The organism is Leisingera sp. JC11 (assembly GCF_040704725.1).
Lineage (GTDB): Bacteria > Pseudomonadota > Alphaproteobacteria > Rhodobacterales > Rhodobacteraceae > Leisingera.
The window spans coordinates 195376-212697 of the sequence record NZ_JBFCVS010000003.1; the positions used below are offsets into that span (position 1 = coordinate 195376).

The window sequence follows — 17322 nt, forward strand, 5'->3', positions numbered from 1 at the left end:
AGAAGCACAAGGAGATTACGAAATGACACACACCCGCTATGCCTTCATCAAGGCGCAATGGCATGCAGATATTGTCGACCAGGCGCTGGAGGGTTTTCTGCAGCTGATCCCCGCCGAACAGGTTGACGTGTTCGACGTGCCCGGCGCCTTTGAAATGCCCCTGCTGGCGCAGGAGCTGGCCAAGACCGGAAAATACGCCGCCGTGGCCTGCGCCGCGCTGGTCGTGGATGGCGGCATCTACCGGCATGATTTCGTGGCCCAGGCGGTGGTCGACGGTCTGATGCGCGCCGGCATGGACACCGGGGTGCCGGTACTGTCGGTCTCGCTGACCCCGCACCATTTTCAGGAAACCGATCATCACGTGGCCATCTACCGCGAGCATTTCGTCAAGAAAGGCTACGAAGCTGCCAGCGCGGCCCTGATGATTACAAAAACGCGGGAAACGGCACTGGCCGCCTAACCTAAATACGCCTTCAAGGCAGGCGGCGGGTTGTCCAGCAGCTCCGCCGTCTGCTGCGGCGGGTGCGCCTTGCCCTCCGCCACCAGCACCACCTGGTCCGCAATCCGGCGGGCATCATTCGGGTCATGGCTGACCATCAGAACCGTTGCCCCGTTTTCACGGGCAAGCTCCGCCACCAGGTCCAGCATCTCAGCCTTCAGCGCCGGGCCAAGCGCGGCAAAGGGTTCATCCAGCAGCAGGATATCGCGCCCCTGCACCAGCACCCGCGCCAGCGCCACCCGGCTCTGCTGGCCGCCAGACAGCGCCGCGGGCTTGCGCCCGCCCATGCCGCCAAGACCGACCCGCTCCAGCGCCGCCTCTACCTGGCGCCACTCCGTCTGGCTCAGCCGCAGATTTGCGTGCAGCCCCAAGCCGACATTCTGCGCCACGGTCAGATGCGGAAACAGGTTGCCGTCCTGAAACAGCATTGCCACCGGCCGCTTACCCGGCGGCCTGTGCGTCAGGTCCGACCCGTTCCACGATATCCGCCCGCGGGTGACCGGCAGAAAACCGGCAACCGCCTCCACCAGCGTGGATTTCCCGGCACCGGACGGGCCGATCACCGCCACGCAGGCGCCGGGGCTGATCTCCAGATCCGCCTCCACCGCGTAATCGCCGTTCATGATCCGGCAGGTCTCAAGCCTCAGCATGCCAGCGCCCTCCGCGGTCCAATATCCAGAATGCCCCCATCGACAACATCAGCAAGAGCAGCGCTGCACCTGCCGCCGCCTCCATCCGGTAAGCCCCCATCAAACGGTAGATCTGCAGCGGCAAGGTTGCGAAATCCGGATCGGCAAACAGCGCCACCACACCCAGATCGCCCATTGACAAGGCCGCCGCCAAACCCGCGGCAAATCCCGTCTGCGCCCGCATCCGCGGCAGGTAAACCCGGCGGACAAAAGCCCAGCCCTGCATGTCCAGTGACAGCGACAACCGGCCATAGCGCCCAAGCACCTCCCGCGCCCGCGGCACCAGAATACGCATGGCAAAAGGCAGCGCCATCACCGCATTGACCAGCGCCGTCACCGGCAGCGCCAGCGCAAAGGGATCTGCGACGGGATAGATTAGGATGAACAGCCCGGTGCCGATCACCAGCGGCGAGGCCGCAAGCCCCAGAATACCGGACAGTTCGGTCAAGCCGTTCCGCCCCGCCGCCCCGGCGGCGGCCATCGGCAAGGCCAGCAGCAGCAGGATCGCGGTGCTGAGCGCCGCCACCAGAATGGAATTGCCAGCGGCCTGCCAGACACTGCCTTTCAGGGCTGTCAGCCCCGGCAGACCGGCCAGCACAATCGCCGTCAGCGGCAGCAGCAGAAAGACAGCGGACAGGATAATCCAGAACCCGTCCAGGCCGCGCGCCAAGGCGCTTTGCCCGTCCCAGCGACGCACCGCACGGTCAAGGCCGGCGCCAAATCCCTCTCCCGCCGACACCCGCAGAGCCACCAGCGCGGCAGCGCCGGTCAGCAGCAGTTGCATGCCCGACAGCAGCGCCGCTCGGCCCAGGTCGAAATCGAACCGGAACGCCTGATAGATCGCGAGTTCTATGGTCGTCGCCCGGGGACCGCCGCCCAGGGTCAGCGCCACCGCAAAGCTCGACAGGCAAATGGCAAAAACAACCGCCAGCGCGCCCGGCGCCACCCGCCGCAGCATCGGCCCTTCCAGCAGCCGCCACATCGCCAGCGGCCCGGCGTCCAGCTGCGCCGCCACGCGGAAGCGCTCGGCGGGGATCTCCTGCCAGCCCTGCAGGATCAGCCGGGTTGCCAGCGGCAGGTTGAAGAAGACATGCGCCAGCACTACCCCGTGCAGCCCGTAGACCTGAACAGGCTCTAACCCGAGGAAAATCAGCCCCTGGCTCAGCCATCCAGCCCGGCCGAAGACGGCCAGAAGACCCAGAATGGCAACAATGACAGGCAGGATGAAGGGCGCGCCCAAGAGCGCAATCATCAGGCTCCGCCCCGGAAACCGCCGCCGCGCCAGCGCGCGGGCGACGGGGATGGCAAGGCCAACGCTCAAGAGCGCCGACAGGCTCGCCTGGGTCAGCGTGAACCGCAGCGCGGCCCAGTCGCTGGCGGCAAACCCGCTGCCCGCCTTAGCCCTGAGGGCAACAGCCCCAAGGGTTCCCAATATCAGCGCAGCCACCAGAAGGGCCGCGCTGATACCGGGAAAGGCGCTTACTGGCTGAGCGCGTCCAGCCATTCGCCCAGCGCCGCATCGCGCACCTCTGCCGCCTCCGTCTCGCTCAGCAGCAGCGATTTCTCCGGTGCGATCAGGGTGTCAAACCCTTCGGGCAGACCGCCCTCGGGTGTCACCGCCGGATACATCCAGTTGGTGGTCGGGATAATCGACTGGAACGCATCCGACACCATGAAGGCCAGGAACTGGTCCGCCAGCTCCGGCTGGTCGGTATTTGCCAGTTTGCCGGCAACCTCCACCTGCATGTAATGCCCCTCGTCAAACGCCGCCGCCGCCTTGGAACCGTCTTCCTCGGCAATCAGATGGTAGGCGGGCGAGGTGGTGTAGGAGAGCACCATGTCGGCCTCGCCTTCCAGGAACATGCCATAGGCCTCGGACCAGCCCTTGGTCACGGTGACGACATTGTCAGAGAGGCCCTTCCAGATTTCCGGCGCCTCATCGCCATAGGCGGCCTTGACCCACAGCAGCAGGCCCAGCCCGGGGGTCGAGGAGCGCGGGTCCTGAATCACGATCTTCTTGTCGCTGGCGGCCAGCGCCTTGAAATCCGCAGGCGCCGCGGCATCGGCGTTATGAACAAAGGCAAAGTAGCCCCAGTCATAGGGCACAAAGGTCGCGTCGTTCCACTCCACCGGCAGCGCATAGTCGGCGCTGACCGAATGCTCCGCAAACAGGCCGGTTTCCTTGGCCGCCGCGGTCAGGTTGGTGTCGAGGCCCAGAACGACGTCGGCGTCCGAGCGTTCGCCCTCCAGCTTGACCCGCGCCAGCAGCGCCGCGCCATCGCCCGCGCCGACCAGTTTCAGGTCGCAGCCGCAGACCTCCTCAAACGCCTTTTCCACCGCCGGGCCGGGGCCCCAGTCGGAAACAAAGCTGTCATAGGTGTAAACGGTGAGTTCGGGCGTATCGGCAAAGGCTGCCGAGGCGCCAAGCAGTCCCGCTGCAAATGCAAGATGTTTCATGCCATCCTCCTTTGCGGCTTTGGGCAAGGGTGGAGGCTGTCCAGTACCTTCCCTCCGCCGGTGTGATCCGGTTCAGGTTCAACGGGTGTCATCTCAGCGCTGCCGCGCACCCCGAGGTGGCGCGGACATTAGGCCCGGGGCGCGGCAATGACAAGCCAAAGCCCCGCCAGGACCTACGGTTCAAGCAAACTGGACCGCCCGCAACCAGGATCTCCTGTTCTTCTGGCTGAAGATATCCCGGGGGAGCCACCCCAGGCGGCGGGGGCAGCGCCCCCCGTGCCCTTTGCCGCAGAGGAATCCGCTTGAGGCACAGGCCCCTGCCCGCTAAGCACAGCGCAAAGGAGACCGCGCGCATGTCGATGAACAGCTTTGGACACCTCTTCCGCGTCACCACCTGGGGCGAAAGCCACGGGCCTGCGCTTGGCGCCACCGTCGACGGCTGCCCGCCGAACGTGCCGCTGGAGCCGGAAATGCTGCAGCAATGGCTCGACAAGCGCCGTCCCGGCCAGAACAAGAACACCACCCAGCGCAACGAGCCGGATGCGGTGAAAATCCTGTCCGGGGTGTTCGACGGCATGTCCACCGGCACCCCAATCCAGCTGATGATCGAGAACACCGACCAGCGGTCCAAGGATTACGGCGAGATCTCCCAGACCTTCCGTCCGGGCCACGCCGACATCACCTATTTCCAGAAATACGGCAACCGCGACTACCGCGGCGGCGGCCGCTCTTCGGCGCGCGAAACCGCGGCGCGGGTGGCCGCGGGCGGTGTTGCACGTGAAGCAATCAAGGCGCTGGTGCCGGGGCTGGAGATCAAGGGCTACATGACCCAAATGGGCGAGCTGGAGATCGACCGCAGCCGGTTCGACTGGGATGCGATCGAACAGAATGATTTCTGGATCCCCGATGCCGGCGCGGTGCAGGAGTGGGAAGACTATCTGCAAGGCCTGCGCAAGGCGCATGACTCGGTCGGCGCCGTGGTTGAGGTAGTTGCCCGCAATGTCCCCGCAGGCATCGGCGCACCGGTCTATGGTAAGCTCGACACCGATCTGGCCGCTGCGATGATGTCGATCAACGCCGTGAAAGGCGTCGAGATCGGCGAAGGCATGAACGCCGCGCGCCTCAAGGGCTCGGAAAACGCCGATGAGATTTTCATGGGCGAAAACGGGCCGGAGTATTCCTCCAACCACGCCGGCGGCATCCTCGGCGGCATCTCTACTGGTCAGGATGTGGTGGTGCGTTTTGCGGTCAAGCCGACCTCCTCGATCCTCACCCCGCGCAAGTCGATCCGCAAGGATGGCTCTGCCACCGAGGTGATCACCAAGGGCCGCCACGACCCCTGCGTCGGCATCCGCGCGGTGCCGGTGGCGGAGGCGATGATGGCCTGCGTCATTCTGGACCACCTGTTGCTGCACCGCGGCCAGATCGGAGAAAATCAGGGCCAGATCGGCTGAGGATCAGGCTCTAACAAAGGAGTTTGCCCGGAAATGGTTCGGGCAGATCCTTTCAGTCGGCGCCCTCAATCATGCTCACTTGCGCATTGACTGTGGTCGCCCAGCGCGGTCAGCACCTTGCAGCAGCCGCCGTTGCCGCCGTCACACAAGTGGCTGATCCGCTCCAGCTCGTCGGCCAGGCGCTCCAGCCGGGCGATCCGCGCGCGCACGTTTTGCAGCTGGCTGCGGGCAATCCGGTCGGCTTCGGCGCAGTCATCGCCCAAGTGGCCGTCGAGGCCCATCAGTGATTTGATGTCCTCCAGCGGAAAGCCGAGATCCCGGGCGTGTTTGATGAAGCCCAGCGCGTCCATGCCGTCCTGCCCGTAGCGGCGTTGGTTGCCGGCATTGCGGCCCGGCTGCGGCAGCAGGCCGATTTCCTCGTAATAGCGGATGGTCGGCACCTTCACGCCGGTGGCCTTGGACAGCTGGCCGATGGAAAACATGCGCAAACCCTCTTGATGCTCTAGTGACTAGAGGCCCTACATTGATCCCGAATCAGGAATGAGGACAAGAGCAATGGCAGGCTGCTGCAATCAGGAAGCCCGGTTTGACGGGGTATCGGCGGACTACAAACGCAGGCTTTGGCTGGTGATCGCCATCAACGCCGGCATGTTCGCGGTGGAAATGGGTGCGGGCCAGCTGTCCGGCAGCCAGGCGCTGAAGGCCGATGCCTTGGATTTTCTGGGCGACGCTCTGACCTATGGCATCTCGCTGGCGGTGATCGGCGCCACCCTGCGCACCCGGGCGCTGGCGGCGCTCGGCAAGGGCATCAGCCTGTTGCTCATGGGGCTCTGGGTATTCGGCTCCACGGTTTACCAAGTGTTTTACGTCGGCGTGCCGCAGGCCCATATCATGGGGGTGATCGGTTTCATGGCGCTGGCGGCCAACCTGATCTCGGTGCTGCTGCTGGCGCGCTACAAGGACGGCGACGCCAATGTCCGCTCGGTCTGGCTGTGTTCGCGTAATGACGCCATCGGCAATGTGGCGGTGATGATTGCGGCTCTTGGCGTCTGGGGCACGGCGACCGGCTGGCCCGACCTGATCGTGGCCGGGATCATGGCTGGGCTGTTTCTGAACTCCGCCTTCCAGATCCTGGTGCAGGCCGTGCGGGAATGGCGCGAGGAAGAGGCGCACGCGGCGGTGCATTGATCCTAATCGCCTGTGCCGCTTACGGCACAGGCAGCGCCCTTTATCTCTTACGAAAACAGCTTTGCGTATTCCTCGCGCAGGGCTTTTTTCTGCACCTTGCCCATTGTGTTGCGCGGCAAGGCCTCCAGCAGGATGATCTCCTTGGGCTGCTTGAACTTGGCAAGCTGGCCGGAGAGCGCCGTCTTGATCGCCTCAGCACTGGTGCCCTCGCCCTCCGGCACCACCACGGCCACCACGCCCTCGCCAAAATCCGGGTGCGGCACGCCGATCACCGCGCTTTCCAGCACGCCGGGCAGGTCGTCGATCAGGCTCTCGACCTCCTTGGGGTAGACATTGAAACCGCCGGTGATGATCAGGTCCTTCTCGCGCCCGACGATGGTGACATAGCCATCGGCGTCGATCTTCGCCATGTCGCCGGTGATGAACCAGCCGTCCGGCCGCAGCTCCTCGGCCGTCTTCTCCGGCATCTGCCAGTAACCCTGGAACACATTGGCCCCGCGCACCTCCAGCACGCCGATCTCTCCGGCCGGCATCTCCGCCCCGTCCAGCATCACCCGCGCCTCAACGCCCGGCAGCGGGAAGCCGACGGTGCCGGCCCGGCGCTCGCCGTCATAGGGGTTCGACGTGCTCATATTGGTCTCGGTCATCCCGTAGCGCTCCAGAATGCGGTGACCGGTGCGGGCCTCCCACTGCTCGTGGGTATCCACCAGCAAGGGCGCGGAGCCGGAAATGAACAGGCGCATGTTTGCAGCACGCTCCGGCGTCAGCCGCGCATCCGCCAGCAGGCGGGTGTAGAACGTCGGCACCCCCATCAGCGCTGTGGCCGACGGCATCGCCTCCAGGATCGCATCCGCATCGAACCCCGGCAGGAGCACCACCTGGGCGCCTGCAAACAACGCCACATTGGTCGCCACAAACAGCCCGTGGGTGTGGAAGATCGGCAGCGCGTGGATCAGCACGTCGTCCTTGGTGAACCGCCAGTAGTCCCGCAGGGTCAGCGAGTTGGAGGCCAGATTGTCATGGCTCAGCATCGCGCCCTTGGAGCGGCCGGTGGTGCCGGAGGTGTAAAGGATCGCTGCCAGATCCTCTGCCTGCCGCGACACGGGTTCAAACCCGTCCTGAGCCTCCGCCAGATCGCGCAAGGACCCCTGTCCGGCAGCATCCAGCGTCAGCACCTGCGCCGCGCCCGCAATCGCGGTGATCTCTTCCAGCCGCGCCGGGTCGCAGACCACCACCCGCGGAGAGGCGTCGCCCACGAAATAGGCGACCTCCGGCCCGGTGTAGGCAGTGTTCAAGGGCAGGAAAATGCCGCCGGCCATGACGGTGCCAAGGTACAGCTCAATCGCCTGAATGGTTTTCTGGACCTGCACCGCCACCCGGTCACCCGGCTGCACGCCCTGGGCGGCCAACGCCGCCGCCATCCGCTCCGCGCCGGCAAACAGCGCGCCGAATGTGATGCTGCTGCCGCCCGGAAGCCTGGCAAAAACATCCTCCTCGCGCCCCAGCGAGGACTCACGCAGCTGGCGGATCAGGTGGTTGGCGTCATACATCGGCGGCTCCTTCTTCTGGCGGCGCCATTTGCGCGCCTTGACCCGCCGAAATCAAGCCATTGATCTTTGCGGCGCTTGGGCGCAGGGTCGCGCCATGGCAGAATCCTTAACATCGCATCGGCCTGTGCTGGCGGTCCTGCTGAAAGTGACCGCGATTGCGCTGTTCACCGCGCTGTCCGGGATCATCAAGGCCACCTCAGAGACCGTGCCGGCAGGCGAGGCGGTGTTCTTCCGCTCCTTCTTTGCGATTCCGGTGATCGTCGCCTGGCTGGCGGCGCGCGGCCAGCTGCGCCAGGGGCTGATCACCAGGAAACCGATGTTTCACGTGTGGCGCGGCCTGGTCGGCACATCGGCGATGGGGATGACCTTCATGGGGCTGGCGCTGCTGCCGCTGCCGGAGGTCACCGCCATCGGCTATGCCACCCCGATCTTCACCCTGATCCTGGCGGCGCTGTTCCTGGGCGAGACCATCCGGCTGGTACGCATCAGCGCCGTCGCCATCGGCCTCCTGGGCGTGCTGATCATGATCTGGCCCCGCCTGGGCGGCGATTTGGGCGATGGCGCCCTGCTGGGGGTGCTGCTGGTGGTCGGCGCCACGGTGGCCCGCGGCTTTGTGCAGATCCACATCCGCCGCATGGTGCAATCGGAGCATACCGCGGCCATCGTGTTCTATTTCTCGCTGACTGCCTCGGGACTCGCACTGCTGACCGCGCCTTTCGGCTGGGTGATGCCGGATGCGCAAACCGCGGCGCTGCTGGTCAGCGCCGGGCTGGTCGGCGGGGTGGCGCAGATCCTGGTCACCTCCTCCTACCGGTTTGCGCCGGCCTCAATGCTGGCGCCTTATGACTACGCCTCGATGATCTTTGCCATCGTGATCGGCTATGTCTGGTTCGATGAATGGCCGACGCTGGTGATGCTGGCCGGTGCGGCACTGGTGATTGCCGGCAATGTGCTGGTGATCTGGCGCGAGCACCGGCTGGGCCTGCGGCGCGGCAAGGCCAAGCCGCTGATCGACCCGAAGGGCGGATAGCAGGCTCTAACAAGGGCTAGTAGCAAGAATTGAGCCTGCACCCCGCACCGGCCGGTTCAGATCGCGCGGGTCAGCCCCCCGTCGACACGGATGTTCTGCCCGGTGGTATAACCCGCATCATCCGAGGCCAGATAGGCCACCAGCGCTGAGATCTCGCGAGCTGTGCCATAACGGCCCATCGGGATCCGCGCCTTGCGGTCTTCAGTCTCCGGCAGGCTGTCGATGAAACCCGGCAGCACGTTGTTCATCCGCACGCCCCGGGCCGCGAATTTGTCGGCAAACAGCTTGGTGAAGCTCGCCAGCCCGGCCCGGAACACGCCGGAGGTCGGGAACAGCGGATCCGGTTCAAACACCGCAAAGGTGGAGATGTTGATGATCGACCCCTTGCCCTGCGCCGCCATAATCGGCGCCACCAGCCGCGACGGGCGGATGACGTTCATCAGGTAGTATTCCATCCCCAGATGCCAGTCATCGTCGCTGATCTCCATGATATCACCCTTGGGCCCGTGGCCCGCGGAATTGACCAGCACATCGATGCGGCCCCAGCGGTCCATCGCCTTGTCCACCAAAGCCCGAAGATCGCTTTGCTCCAGGTTGGAACCCGTGTGGCCCACCCCTCCCAGCTCCTGCGCCAGGGCCTCGCCCTTGCCGGAGGAGGAGAGGATCGCGACCTCATAGCCCTGCGAATGAAGATGGCGGGCGGCATCTGCGCCCATGCCGCTGCCGGCGGCGGTGAAGAGAGCAACTTTGGTCATATCCATACTCCTTTGCCTGCCCCCAAGATGGCTGCTCAGGCCGCGCTTGACCAATCATGTCTCATCGCGCCAGACTGTAGAAAAACTATTGGCTGAAACTTGATGCGCCTGCCCAACCTCAACGCCCTGCGGATGTTCGATGCCGCTGCCCGCCACCTGAATTTCGGCCGCGCGGCGGAGGAGCTGCACCTGACTCAAGGAGCCGTGGCGCAGCAGGTACGGCGGCTGGAGGCGGATCTGGGCCACAAGTTGTTCCACCGCCATGCCCGCGGGCTGACGCTGACCGACACCGGGCGCAGCTATCACGCGCCGGTGCAACAGGCCCTGGCGCTGATCCGCGAAGCGACCGACAAGCTGGCCCCTGCGGTTCAGCGGGTGACTCTGTCGGTACCGCCCTCCTTTGCCTCAAAATGGCTGGTGCCCCGGCTGCCGGAGTTCGAGGCGCGGCACCCCGGCATCGACCTGCGAGTGGTCGCAGAGGAAAACCTGACGGATTTCAAGCGCGACGGCATCGACATCGCCATCCGCCAGGGCACCAAACCGCAGGAAAGCAGCCTGAACTCCGCGCTCCTGTCGCTGGTGGATCTGGTGGCGGTGGCACGTCAGGATTCGGCTCTAACCAAGGAAGATTCTCCGGAACTGGCGGATCTTGCCCGTCACACGCTGATCCAGGACGGGCACCGGCACTGGGACCTGCTGCTGCGGCAGGAGGGGATCAGCGCCGCGGGCCGGGTCCTGCAATTCAACCAGACCGCGCTGGCGATGGATGCGGCGCTGAACGGCCAGGGCATTGCCCTGGTGCCGCGCATTTTCCTGGGCAGCCAGCCGCTGAAGGTGCTGTGGCAGGCGCCGCGGCTTGGCGACCAGGGGTTCTACGTGCTGTGGCCCAGCGCACAGGGCCGGGCCAAGACAGTGGTGGACTGGCTGCTGCGCCAGTAGGGTTCAGGCAGAGGCGGCCTCGGACTGTTCCGGCGCGCTGAGAGAGATCACCGCAACCACAGCGGCCCCGTTCAGCCAGTAGAAGGCCGCATCCAGCCCGGCGAAACCCAACAGGAAAGGCGCCGCCAGAAAGGCGAGGCCGACAATCAGATCGACGGCCAGATGCAGCTTGTAGGGCAGCACCCGGATCAGGCCGAGGTGGTGGTCGGTCAGCACCGTCAGCACAAAGGCGGCGATGCCGGTGGCCACCGACAGCCACAGCGCCAGCGGGGTGCTTTCGCCGAGGCCCAGCAGGAACGGAAGCCCCATCAGGGCGATGGCCACCGGGTAGTCGAGATAGGCGTGGATGGTGCGGGTCACAAAGCGGAGGGGCATGGGTCAGGTCCTTGTTACTGAGGTCTCTAAGCCGCAATTGCGGCTCTGACCCCAAGCTGCCCCATCAAGGCCGGACGATGAACTTCAGGAACGCCCGAATGTTTTGCAGATCGTACAGATGGCTGGAAGTCTAGCAAGTCAGGCAGCGCTGTGCTGCTGCCGGTAGGCCGCCGGGGACATGCCAACCTGCTTGCGGAACACACGCGAAAACGCCGCCTCGGAGGCATAGCCGGCAATCTCAGCCGCATCCGCAACGTTCAGGCCCTGCTCCGCCAGCCCCTGGCAGGCGATCTGCATCCGCCAGCTGGTCAGGTACTGCATCGGCGTCACTGCCATCTTGGCGGTGAACTCCTGCGCAAAGGCGGTGCGCGACATGCCGGCCTCCCGCGCCAGGCCCTCCACACTCCACTCCTGCGCCGGCGCCTGGTGAAACGCGCTCAGCGCGCGGGAAAGACGCGGGTCGGCAAACCCCGCCAGCGCCGACCCGCTAGGGCTCTGATGCTCCAGATAGGCGCGGATCGCCTGGGCAAACAGCACCTCGGACAGTTTCAGCGCAATCAGGTCGCCGCCGATACGGGCGCCCTGCACCTCTGAGCCGATCATCCGCAGCGTGGCCTCGATCCAGGCGCCGGCTTCCTCGCCGTAATTCTCGATCACGATATAGGGCGGCAGCCGGTCGATCAGCATATGCCCGGCGCCGCGCCGCCCCGGCATGGCGGCAAAGGAGAAATGGCCGCAGATCAGCTGGGTGTCCCGGTCCTCTTCGGCGCCGCCGTAAACCAGCACCCCGCCGCCGTCATAGCCGGCATCCTGCAGCACCTGCTCCAGCGGCAGCGCCTCCAGCGGCTGCACCTCGTTGCACAGCAGCATATGCGCCGCGCCATGCGGGATCAGCACCAGGTCGCCCTGCTTCAGCCGCAGGGTCTCTCCACTTGCGGGCACATGCACCTTCAGTTCGCCGCGCTGCACGAAGTGGAACCGCGCCACATTCTCAAACGGCGGCACCTGGATTCCGAACGGCGGGGTGAATGAGGTGCGGAAATAGAGTGTTCCCTTCAGGGACAGCCGGGTGAGAATATCGCTGAGCAGATCCAACATATCCTGAATGTTAGACGGCAGGCATCCCGCGTCCATGGCGCCGGACGATCTGCAAGGAAATGTGAACGCTCAGGCAGCTGGACCCGGAGACCTCAGGACACCCTGACCGGGTGGCGTCAATCGCTGATATCCGGCCGGTCCTTGCTGCCGCGGCTGCTCATCAGGCGGCTCATCGAGAGGATTGCCGCAGCCCCCGCGGCCAGCAGTACCGCATGAACATAATAGCCCAGCCCGGACGCCATGCCGACTCCGCCGGCCACCCACAGGCTGGCCGCGGTTGCCATGCCGCCGACCCGCTCGTCGCCCTGAATAATCGCACCGGCGCCCAGAAAACCGATCGCGCCGACAAGCCCCTGCATGATGCGGGTCGGGTCGGCCCCCATTTCAAGGCTCAGCGCCTCCATCGACATCTCCATGGTGACCAGCGTAAAGCCCGCCGCCCCAAGCGAGACAATCATGTAAGTCCGCATGCCCACCTTGCGGTGCCGCAGCTCCCTATCCAGACCCAGCAGCGCCCCGGCAGCCACGGCGCAGATCAGCCGCAGCCCCAGTTCCAGATAACTCACATAGGAAATGCTCAGGTCCATCGTGTTCCTGCTCCTCCTTGGCGGGCAGCAGCACGCAGCATGCCCCGGAATGACTTTTCAGCAATATGCCCGACTATGGCACACTGCTGAAAAAATTGCAGGAAATCGGCATCGGCGGCCAGATGCTGCCGCAATCAGGCCGCCGAGAATACAGCCGCAAAGCAAAACCCCCGCACGATGGCGGGGGTTTTCATCTGGTGGCGGCCGGGCGCTTATGCGCGGACCAGCTTCTCGTAGTCTTCGGCGATCTCGCGGGTCAGGGCGCCGACTTCAAACTTGTAGGGGCCGATCTCGCCCACCGGGGTGACCTCGGCAGCGGTGCCGGTCAGCCAGCACTGCTCGAAGCCTTCCATCTCTTCCGGCTTGATGTGGCGCTCATGCACGGTGATGCCCTTGTCCTTCAGCATCTGGATCACGGTCTGCCGGGTCAGCCCGTTGAGGAAGCAGTCCGGCAGCGGCGTGTGCACTTCGCCGTCCTTCACGAAGAAGACGTTGGCGCCGGTCGCCTCGGCCACATAGCCGCGGTAATCCATGAACAGCGCATCCGAGCAGCCCTTGGCCTCCGCCTTGTGCTTGGAAATGGTGCAGATCATGTAGAGGCCCGCCGCCTTGGCGTGGACCGGAATGGTTTCCGGGCTCGGGCGCTTCCATTCGGCGATGTCGAGCTTGGCGCCCTTCATCTTGGCGTCGCCGTAATAGGCGCCCCAGCCCCAGACGGCGACGGCCATCCGCACCGGGTTGCGGGCCGAGGCAACACCCATGTCCTCGCCTGCTCCGCGCCACACCAGCGCCCGCACATAGGCGTCCTGCAGGCCGGAGGCTTTCAGCGCCTCTTCCTTGGCCGCCTCGATCTGGTCGACGGTGTAGGGCATCGGCATGTCCAGCGCCTCGGCCGAGGCGATCAGCCGCTCGGAATGCTCGCGGCTCTTGAAGATCTTGCCGTTATAGGCGCGCTCGCCCTCGAAGACGGAGGAGGCATAATGCATCGCATGGGTCAGGATATGCACCTTGGCATCCCGCCAGTCGACCAGCTCCCCATCCATCCAGATCACACCGTCGCGATCGTCGTAACCAGCCATGCCGCACCCTCCTGAATTCTGCGGTGATTTTCATTTGTTGCGCAAGTTAAGGCCGGAGCGGACATAATCTTGCGCCAAAGCTGCGATTCGATACATCTTCACCCTTGGAATGTCAACAACACTGACATAAACTGACCGCAAGACAGACGAGGGGGCACCACATGCCTGAGGGCCGGACAGGGCAGGGATATGGCAGCGAAAGCCTGCTGTTTCTGACAGATGAGCAGCTGCGCCAGGGGATCGAGGCAATGTTCTTTGCCTACCGCGGCTTTACCGCCGATCCGGACCGGATCCTGGCCGAAATGTCCTATGGCCGGGCGCATCACCGGGCGATCCACTTCATCAACCGCTCGCCGGGCACCACGGTGAACAATCTGCTCAGCATCCTCGGCGTCACCAAGCAATCGCTGAACCGGGTGCTGCGCACGCTCATTGGCGACGGGCTGGTGATCTCCAAGGTGGGGGAACTCGATAAACGCGAACGCCACCTCTACCTGACCGACCAGGGCGCAGCGCTGGAGGCGACGCTGTCGGACGCCCAGCGCGCCCGGATGCGCGCCGCCTATAAGGACGCAGGCCCCGAGGCCGTGCAGGGCTTCAAGACGGTGCTTGAGGCGATGATGGACGCGGACATGCGCCGCGCCTACGCCAAGCTGCGGGACTGATAAGGCATGAGCATGCACGACGCCCATCTGCTGATCGTCGATGACGACGAGCGCATCCGCGGCCTCTTGAAGAAATTCCTGATGCGCTCAGGTTTTCTGGTGACCGCTGCGCGCGATGCCGCCCATGCGCGCCGGGTGCTGGCGGGGCTGGATTTCGACCTTATAGTCATGGATGTGATGATGCCGGGCGAGGACGGCATTTCGCTGACCCGCTCTTTGCGCGAAACCATGGCCACCCCGATCCTGCTGCTGACCGCCAAGGGCGAGACCGAGGACCGGATCGCGGGGTTCGAGGCCGGGGCGGATGACTACCTGCCCAAACCCTTCGAGCCCAAGGAGCTGCTGCTGCGCGTCAACGCGATCCTGCGGCGGATGCCGGACACAGTGGCGCAGGAGGCCGCGCCCAAGGTGCTGCACCTGGGCGCCATCCGCTATGACATCGAGCGCGGCGAGATGTGGCAGGGCGACGAGCTGATCCGCCTCACCGGCACCGAGAGCCAGCTGATGAAGATCTTCTCGGCCCAGCCCGGCGAGCCGGTCTCCCGCACCAAGCTGGTCGAGGATCTGGGCCGCGACCGCGGCCAAGCGCAGGAGCGCGCGGTGGACGTGCAGATCACCCGGCTGCGCCGCAAGATCGAGCCGAACCCGAAACAGCCGCAATACCTGCAAACGGTGCGCGGCGCGGGCTATATGCTGGCGCCGGACTAAGTTCGTCCCGCTATCTTCCTGCCCGAAGTCTCCGCGGCAGTGCCCTCATCCGTTCCGGCCGCGCCGGTGCACAGGGGGTGCACACGTGGTGCACGCATGGCACCCCCGGTTTTCCCTTGCAGCCAGACACCGCCCGCTCCTAGTGTCGCGCCAAGTCCCGCAGCCGGAGGAACGCGCCCATGACCACCGCCCTGCTCACCCACGCGGATTGCCTGAACCACGTCACCCCCGAAGGCCACCCCGAACGGGTCGCCCGGCTGGAGCACATCCTGCACGCGCTGGAGTCCTTGGATCTGAAGCGGGTGACGGCCCCGATGGCGGCTGAAGACGACATCCTGCGCATCCACCCCGTCTCCTACCTGTCGGACCTGCGCAAAGCCTCCCCGGCAGAGGGCTGGGCGCAGATCGACGGCGACACCTTCCTGTCCCCCGGCTCGCTGGACGCCGCCTTCCGGGCGGCCGGTGCGGTGGTGCGCGGTGTCGACATGGTGCTGGGCGGCGAGGTGCAGAACGCCTTTGCGGCGGTGCGCCCGCCGGGGCATCACGCGGAAACGGATACCGCCATGGGTTTCTGCCTGTTCGGCAATGCCGCGCTGGCCGCAAAACATGCGCTGGACCACCACGGGCTCAGCCGCGTCGCGGTGGTGGATTTCGACGTGCACCACGGCAACGGCACCCAGGATCTGCTGTGGGACGAACCGCGCGCGCTGGTAGTGACCAGCCAGCAGATGCCGCTCTGGCCCGGCTCCGGCCGCCCGGATGAAGACGGCGCTCACGGCCAGATCCTCAACATGCCGCTGCCGCCGGGATCGGGCCGGGCAGAGATGCAGGCGGCCTATGAAACCCAGGCATTCCCGCGCCTCAGAGACTTCAAGCCGGAGCTGATCATCGTCTCCGCGGGTTTCGACGCCCATCAGGACGACCCGCTGGCCAGCCTCAACTGGGCCACCGCGGATTTCGCCTGGATCACCGCCGAACTGTGCAAACTTGCCAGCGAACTTTGCGGGGGCCGTATCGTCTCGACTTTGGAAGGCGGATATGATCTGAACGCGCTGGCCGCGGCAACCCGCGCGCATGTGGAAGAATTGATGAAGGCACCGGCATGACTGAGACCCCCGTAGACCAGATGAGCTTTGAACAGGCGATGCGCGAGCTGGAAGGCGTGGTGGACCAGCTGGAGCGCGGCGACGTGGCGCTGGATGCTTCCATCGCTCTGTACGAACGCGGCGCCGCTCTGAAGAAACGCTGCGAGGATGAGCTGAAACGCGCGGAGGAAAAGGTCGCCGCGATCACCCTGGACGCCAACGGCACCCCCAAGGGCACCCAGCCGCTGGACGCCGGCTGAACCATGACCGTGGCAGACACCCGGACGCGCCCCTTTGCGGAGGCGCTGAAAGACGCGCAAGGCCAAATCACCGCGCATATGGAGATGCGGCTGGCGGGCAGCGACGAGCTGCACGCCGCGATGCGTTACGCCATCACCGGCGGCAAGATGCTGCGCGGCTTCCTGGTGCTGGAGAGCGCCCGCCTGCACGGCGTCCCGCAAGACGCCGCAATCGAGGCGGCGCTGGCGATTGAATGCATCCACGCCTACTCATTGGTGCATGACGACCTGCCCTGCATGGACGACGACGACCTGCGCCGAGGCCAGCCCACCGTGCACCGGAAATGGGACGAGGCGATGGCGGTTCTGGCGGGCGACAGCCTGCAGACCTTTGCCTTTGAACTTCTGGCAAGCCCGAAGGTTGGCGCCCACGCGCTGGAGCTGATCCGCGGGCTGGCGCAGTCCTCCGGCAAGGACGGCATGGTGTCGGGCCAGATGCTGGATATTGCGGCAGAAACCGCAGACGCGCCGTTGACGCTGGAGCAGATCACCAAACTGCAAGGCCGCAAGACCGGCTGCCTGATCGAATGGTCCGCCACCGCCGGCGCGGTGCTGGCAGGCGGTGACCCGGCGCCGCTGCTGCAATACGCACGGGCCCTTGGCCTTGCCTTCCAGATCGCCGACGACATCTTGGATGTGGAAGGCGATGCCGCCAAGGTCGGCAAAGCGGTGCGCAAGGACGCCGATGCCGGCAAGGCGACCTTTGTCTCGCTCTTGGGGCTGGCAGAGGCAAAAGCCCGCGCACAGTCGCTTTGCGAAGAAGCTTGCGCCGCGCTGTCACCCTATGGTGACGACGCCGCAACCTTGAAGGAAGCCGCGCGTTTCGTTATTGCGCGCGACAGCTAACCCCGCGCCACGCCGCTAA

Annotated in this window: 20 protein-coding genes and 1 riboswitch; of the genes, 10 read left to right on the forward strand and 10 right to left on the reverse strand. The window is 65.4% G+C overall.

Annotation, left to right across the window (positions count from 1 at the left end; genetic code table 11):
- Window positions 1-22: 22 nt before the first annotated feature.
- Window positions 23-460, forward strand: a complete 438-nt coding sequence (locus AB1A62_RS04715) for a 6,7-dimethyl-8-ribityllumazine synthase (protein WP_366660283.1) — start codon at window positions 23-25, stop codon at window positions 458-460.
- Here AB1A62_RS04715 and AB1A62_RS04720 read toward each other — a convergent pair.
- From AB1A62_RS04720 to thiB, 3 genes are read right to left on the reverse strand one after another with little or no spacing between them, the layout of a single operon-like run.
- Window positions 457-1149: an ATP-binding cassette domain-containing protein gene (locus AB1A62_RS04720; RefSeq protein WP_366660285.1), complete on the reverse strand. Its 693-nt coding sequence runs from the start codon at window positions 1147-1149 to the stop codon at window positions 457-459. The genes AB1A62_RS04715 and AB1A62_RS04720 overlap by 4 nt on opposite strands.
- The gene (locus AB1A62_RS04725) at window positions 1136-2692 is read right to left on the reverse strand and encodes a thiamine/thiamine pyrophosphate ABC transporter permease ThiP (protein WP_366660286.1); all 1557 of its coding nucleotides are present in this window, start codon (window positions 2690-2692) and stop codon (window positions 1136-1138) included. The genes AB1A62_RS04720 and AB1A62_RS04725 overlap by 14 nt, the downstream gene beginning before the upstream one ends.
- A complete protein-coding gene (thiB, locus tag AB1A62_RS04730) occupies window positions 2668-3645 on the reverse strand; it encodes a thiamine ABC transporter substrate binding subunit (RefSeq protein WP_366660287.1) in 978 nt (325 codons plus the stop codon). The genes AB1A62_RS04725 and thiB overlap by 25 nt, the downstream gene beginning before the upstream one ends.
- A 32-nt stretch (window positions 3646-3677) precedes the next feature.
- Window positions 3678-3769, reverse strand: a riboswitch (TPP riboswitch).
- 229 nt (window positions 3770-3998) lie between these two features.
- Between thiB and aroC the strand changes: the two genes are divergently transcribed.
- Entirely contained in the window at window positions 3999-5099 is a 1101-nt protein-coding gene (gene aroC, locus AB1A62_RS04735) for a chorismate synthase (protein ID WP_366660289.1), read from the forward strand.
- Between the two features lie 65 nt (window positions 5100-5164).
- Here the strand turns inward: aroC and AB1A62_RS04740 are convergent, their stop codons facing one another.
- A complete protein-coding gene (locus AB1A62_RS04740; RefSeq protein ID WP_366660291.1) occupies window positions 5165-5581 on the reverse strand; it encodes a helix-turn-helix domain-containing protein in 417 nt (138 codons plus the stop codon).
- Between the two features lie 73 nt (window positions 5582-5654).
- Between AB1A62_RS04740 and AB1A62_RS04745 the strand changes: the two genes are divergently transcribed.
- On the forward strand, window positions 5655-6287 hold the full coding sequence (locus AB1A62_RS04745) for a cation transporter (RefSeq protein WP_366660293.1): 633 nt from the start codon (window positions 5655-5657) through the stop codon (window positions 6285-6287).
- Window positions 6288-6334: 47 nt separating this feature from the next.
- Here AB1A62_RS04745 and AB1A62_RS04750 read toward each other — a convergent pair whose 3' ends face one another.
- A complete protein-coding gene (locus AB1A62_RS04750) occupies window positions 6335-7837 on the reverse strand; it encodes a malonyl-CoA synthase (RefSeq protein WP_366660294.1) in 1503 nt (500 codons plus the stop codon).
- A 94-nt stretch (window positions 7838-7931) separates the two neighbouring features.
- Between AB1A62_RS04750 and AB1A62_RS04755 the strand changes: the two genes are divergently transcribed.
- Window positions 7932-8867 (forward strand): DMT family transporter, encoded by a 936-nt coding sequence (locus AB1A62_RS04755; RefSeq protein WP_366660296.1) that lies wholly within the window; start codon window positions 7932-7934, stop codon window positions 8865-8867.
- 56 nt (window positions 8868-8923) lie between these two features.
- Here AB1A62_RS04755 and AB1A62_RS04760 read toward each other — a convergent pair whose 3' ends face one another.
- Window positions 8924-9628 carry an SDR family oxidoreductase gene (locus tag AB1A62_RS04760; RefSeq protein ID WP_366660298.1) on the reverse strand — a complete coding sequence of 235 codons (705 nt, stop codon included), beginning with the start codon at window positions 9626-9628 and terminating at the stop codon, window positions 8924-8926.
- A 96-nt stretch (window positions 9629-9724) separates the two neighbouring features.
- Here AB1A62_RS04760 and AB1A62_RS04765 point away from each other — a divergent pair, with 96 nt between their 5' ends.
- A complete protein-coding gene (locus AB1A62_RS04765; RefSeq protein WP_366660299.1) occupies window positions 9725-10561 on the forward strand; it encodes a LysR substrate-binding domain-containing protein in 837 nt (278 codons plus the stop codon).
- 3 nt (window positions 10562-10564) lie between these two features.
- On the opposite strand, the gene AB1A62_RS04770 is transcribed toward AB1A62_RS04765, so the two are convergent.
- The 4 genes from AB1A62_RS04770 to AB1A62_RS04785 form a co-directional block, all read right to left on the reverse strand.
- Window positions 10565-10936, reverse strand: a complete 372-nt coding sequence (locus AB1A62_RS04770) for a hypothetical protein (protein ID WP_366660301.1) — start codon at window positions 10934-10936, stop codon at window positions 10565-10567.
- Between the two features lie 138 nt (window positions 10937-11074).
- Window positions 11075-12034, reverse strand: coding sequence for an AraC family transcriptional regulator (locus AB1A62_RS04775; protein WP_366660303.1), 960 nt, complete (start codon window positions 12032-12034; stop codon window positions 11075-11077).
- A gap of 116 nt (window positions 12035-12150) precedes the next feature.
- The gene (locus tag AB1A62_RS04780) at window positions 12151-12621 is read right to left on the reverse strand and encodes an MgtC/SapB family protein (protein WP_366660304.1); all 471 of its coding nucleotides are present in this window, start codon (window positions 12619-12621) and stop codon (window positions 12151-12153) included.
- A gap of 212 nt (window positions 12622-12833) precedes the next feature.
- Window positions 12834-13700, reverse strand: coding sequence for a branched-chain amino acid aminotransferase (locus AB1A62_RS04785; protein WP_174145153.1), 867 nt, complete (start codon window positions 13698-13700; stop codon window positions 12834-12836).
- Window positions 13701-13861: 161 nt separating this feature from the next.
- Between AB1A62_RS04785 and AB1A62_RS04790 the strand changes: the two genes are divergently transcribed.
- From AB1A62_RS04790 to AB1A62_RS04810, 5 genes are all read left to right on the forward strand, one after another.
- On the forward strand, window positions 13862-14365 hold the full coding sequence (locus tag AB1A62_RS04790) for a MarR family transcriptional regulator (RefSeq protein WP_366660305.1): 504 nt from the start codon (window positions 13862-13864) through the stop codon (window positions 14363-14365).
- Between the two features lie 6 nt (window positions 14366-14371).
- Entirely contained in the window at window positions 14372-15073 is a 702-nt protein-coding gene (locus tag AB1A62_RS04795) for a response regulator (RefSeq protein ID WP_366660306.1), read from the forward strand.
- 179 nt (window positions 15074-15252) lie between these two features.
- Window positions 15253-16179, forward strand: a complete 927-nt coding sequence (locus AB1A62_RS04800; RefSeq protein WP_366660308.1) for a histone deacetylase family protein — start codon at window positions 15253-15255, stop codon at window positions 16177-16179.
- The gene (locus AB1A62_RS04805; protein ID WP_019297546.1) at window positions 16176-16418 is read left to right on the forward strand and encodes an exodeoxyribonuclease VII small subunit; all 243 of its coding nucleotides are present in this window, start codon (window positions 16176-16178) and stop codon (window positions 16416-16418) included. Before AB1A62_RS04800 ends, AB1A62_RS04805 begins: the two co-directional genes overlap by 4 nt.
- A 3-nt stretch (window positions 16419-16421) precedes the next feature.
- On the forward strand, window positions 16422-17303 hold the full coding sequence (locus tag AB1A62_RS04810; RefSeq protein ID WP_366660310.1) for a polyprenyl synthetase family protein: 882 nt from the start codon (window positions 16422-16424) through the stop codon (window positions 17301-17303).
- Window positions 17304-17322: the final 19 nt, after the last annotated feature.

What these genes read in the sequence shown, in the direction of transcription:
- AB1A62_RS04805 (WP_019297546.1), top strand. Translation starts at nt 16,176, where the DNA reads ATGACTGAGACCCCCGTAGACCAGATGAGCTTTGAACAGGCGATGCGC.
- AB1A62_RS04775 (WP_366660303.1), bottom strand. Translation starts at nt 12,034, where the DNA reads ATGTTGGATCTGCTCAGCGATATTCTCACCCGGCTGTCCCTGAAGGGA.
- AB1A62_RS04785 (WP_174145153.1), bottom strand. Translation starts at nt 13,700, where the DNA reads ATGGCTGGTTACGACGATCGCGACGGTGTGATCTGGATGGATGGGGAG.
- AB1A62_RS04715 (WP_366660283.1), top strand. Translation starts at nt 23, where the DNA reads ATGACACACACCCGCTATGCCTTCATCAAGGCGCAATGGCATGCAGAT.
- AB1A62_RS04725 (WP_366660286.1), bottom strand. Translation starts at nt 2,692, where the DNA reads ATGGCTGGACGCGCTCAGCCAGTAAGCGCCTTTCCCGGTATCAGCGCG.
- AB1A62_RS04745 (WP_366660293.1), top strand. Translation starts at nt 5,655, where the DNA reads ATGGCAGGCTGCTGCAATCAGGAAGCCCGGTTTGACGGGGTATCGGCG.
- AB1A62_RS04750 (WP_366660294.1), bottom strand. Translation starts at nt 7,837, where the DNA reads ATGTATGACGCCAACCACCTGATCCGCCAGCTGCGTGAGTCCTCGCTG.
- AB1A62_RS04755 (WP_366660296.1), top strand. Translation starts at nt 7,932, where the DNA reads ATGGCAGAATCCTTAACATCGCATCGGCCTGTGCTGGCGGTCCTGCTG.
- AB1A62_RS04790 (WP_366660305.1), top strand. Translation starts at nt 13,862, where the DNA reads ATGCCTGAGGGCCGGACAGGGCAGGGATATGGCAGCGAAAGCCTGCTG.
- AB1A62_RS04760 (WP_366660298.1), bottom strand. Translation starts at nt 9,628, where the DNA reads ATGGATATGACCAAAGTTGCTCTCTTCACCGCCGCCGGCAGCGGCATG.
- thiB (WP_366660287.1), bottom strand. Translation starts at nt 3,645, where the DNA reads ATGAAACATCTTGCATTTGCAGCGGGACTGCTTGGCGCCTCGGCAGCC.
- AB1A62_RS04740 (WP_366660291.1), bottom strand. Translation starts at nt 5,581, where the DNA reads ATGTTTTCCATCGGCCAGCTGTCCAAGGCCACCGGCGTGAAGGTGCCG.
- AB1A62_RS04780 (WP_366660304.1), bottom strand. Translation starts at nt 12,621, where the DNA reads ATGGACCTGAGCATTTCCTATGTGAGTTATCTGGAACTGGGGCTGCGG.
- AB1A62_RS04810 (WP_366660310.1), top strand. Translation starts at nt 16,422, where the DNA reads ATGACCGTGGCAGACACCCGGACGCGCCCCTTTGCGGAGGCGCTGAAA.
- aroC (WP_366660289.1), top strand. Translation starts at nt 3,999, where the DNA reads ATGTCGATGAACAGCTTTGGACACCTCTTCCGCGTCACCACCTGGGGC.
- AB1A62_RS04770 (WP_366660301.1), bottom strand. Translation starts at nt 10,936, where the DNA reads ATGCCCCTCCGCTTTGTGACCCGCACCATCCACGCCTATCTCGACTAC.
- AB1A62_RS04720 (WP_366660285.1), bottom strand. Translation starts at nt 1,149, where the DNA reads ATGCTGAGGCTTGAGACCTGCCGGATCATGAACGGCGATTACGCGGTG.
- AB1A62_RS04795 (WP_366660306.1), top strand. Translation starts at nt 14,372, where the DNA reads ATGAGCATGCACGACGCCCATCTGCTGATCGTCGATGACGACGAGCGC.
- AB1A62_RS04765 (WP_366660299.1), top strand. Translation starts at nt 9,725, where the DNA reads ATGCGCCTGCCCAACCTCAACGCCCTGCGGATGTTCGATGCCGCTGCC.
- AB1A62_RS04800 (WP_366660308.1), top strand. Translation starts at nt 15,253, where the DNA reads ATGACCACCGCCCTGCTCACCCACGCGGATTGCCTGAACCACGTCACC.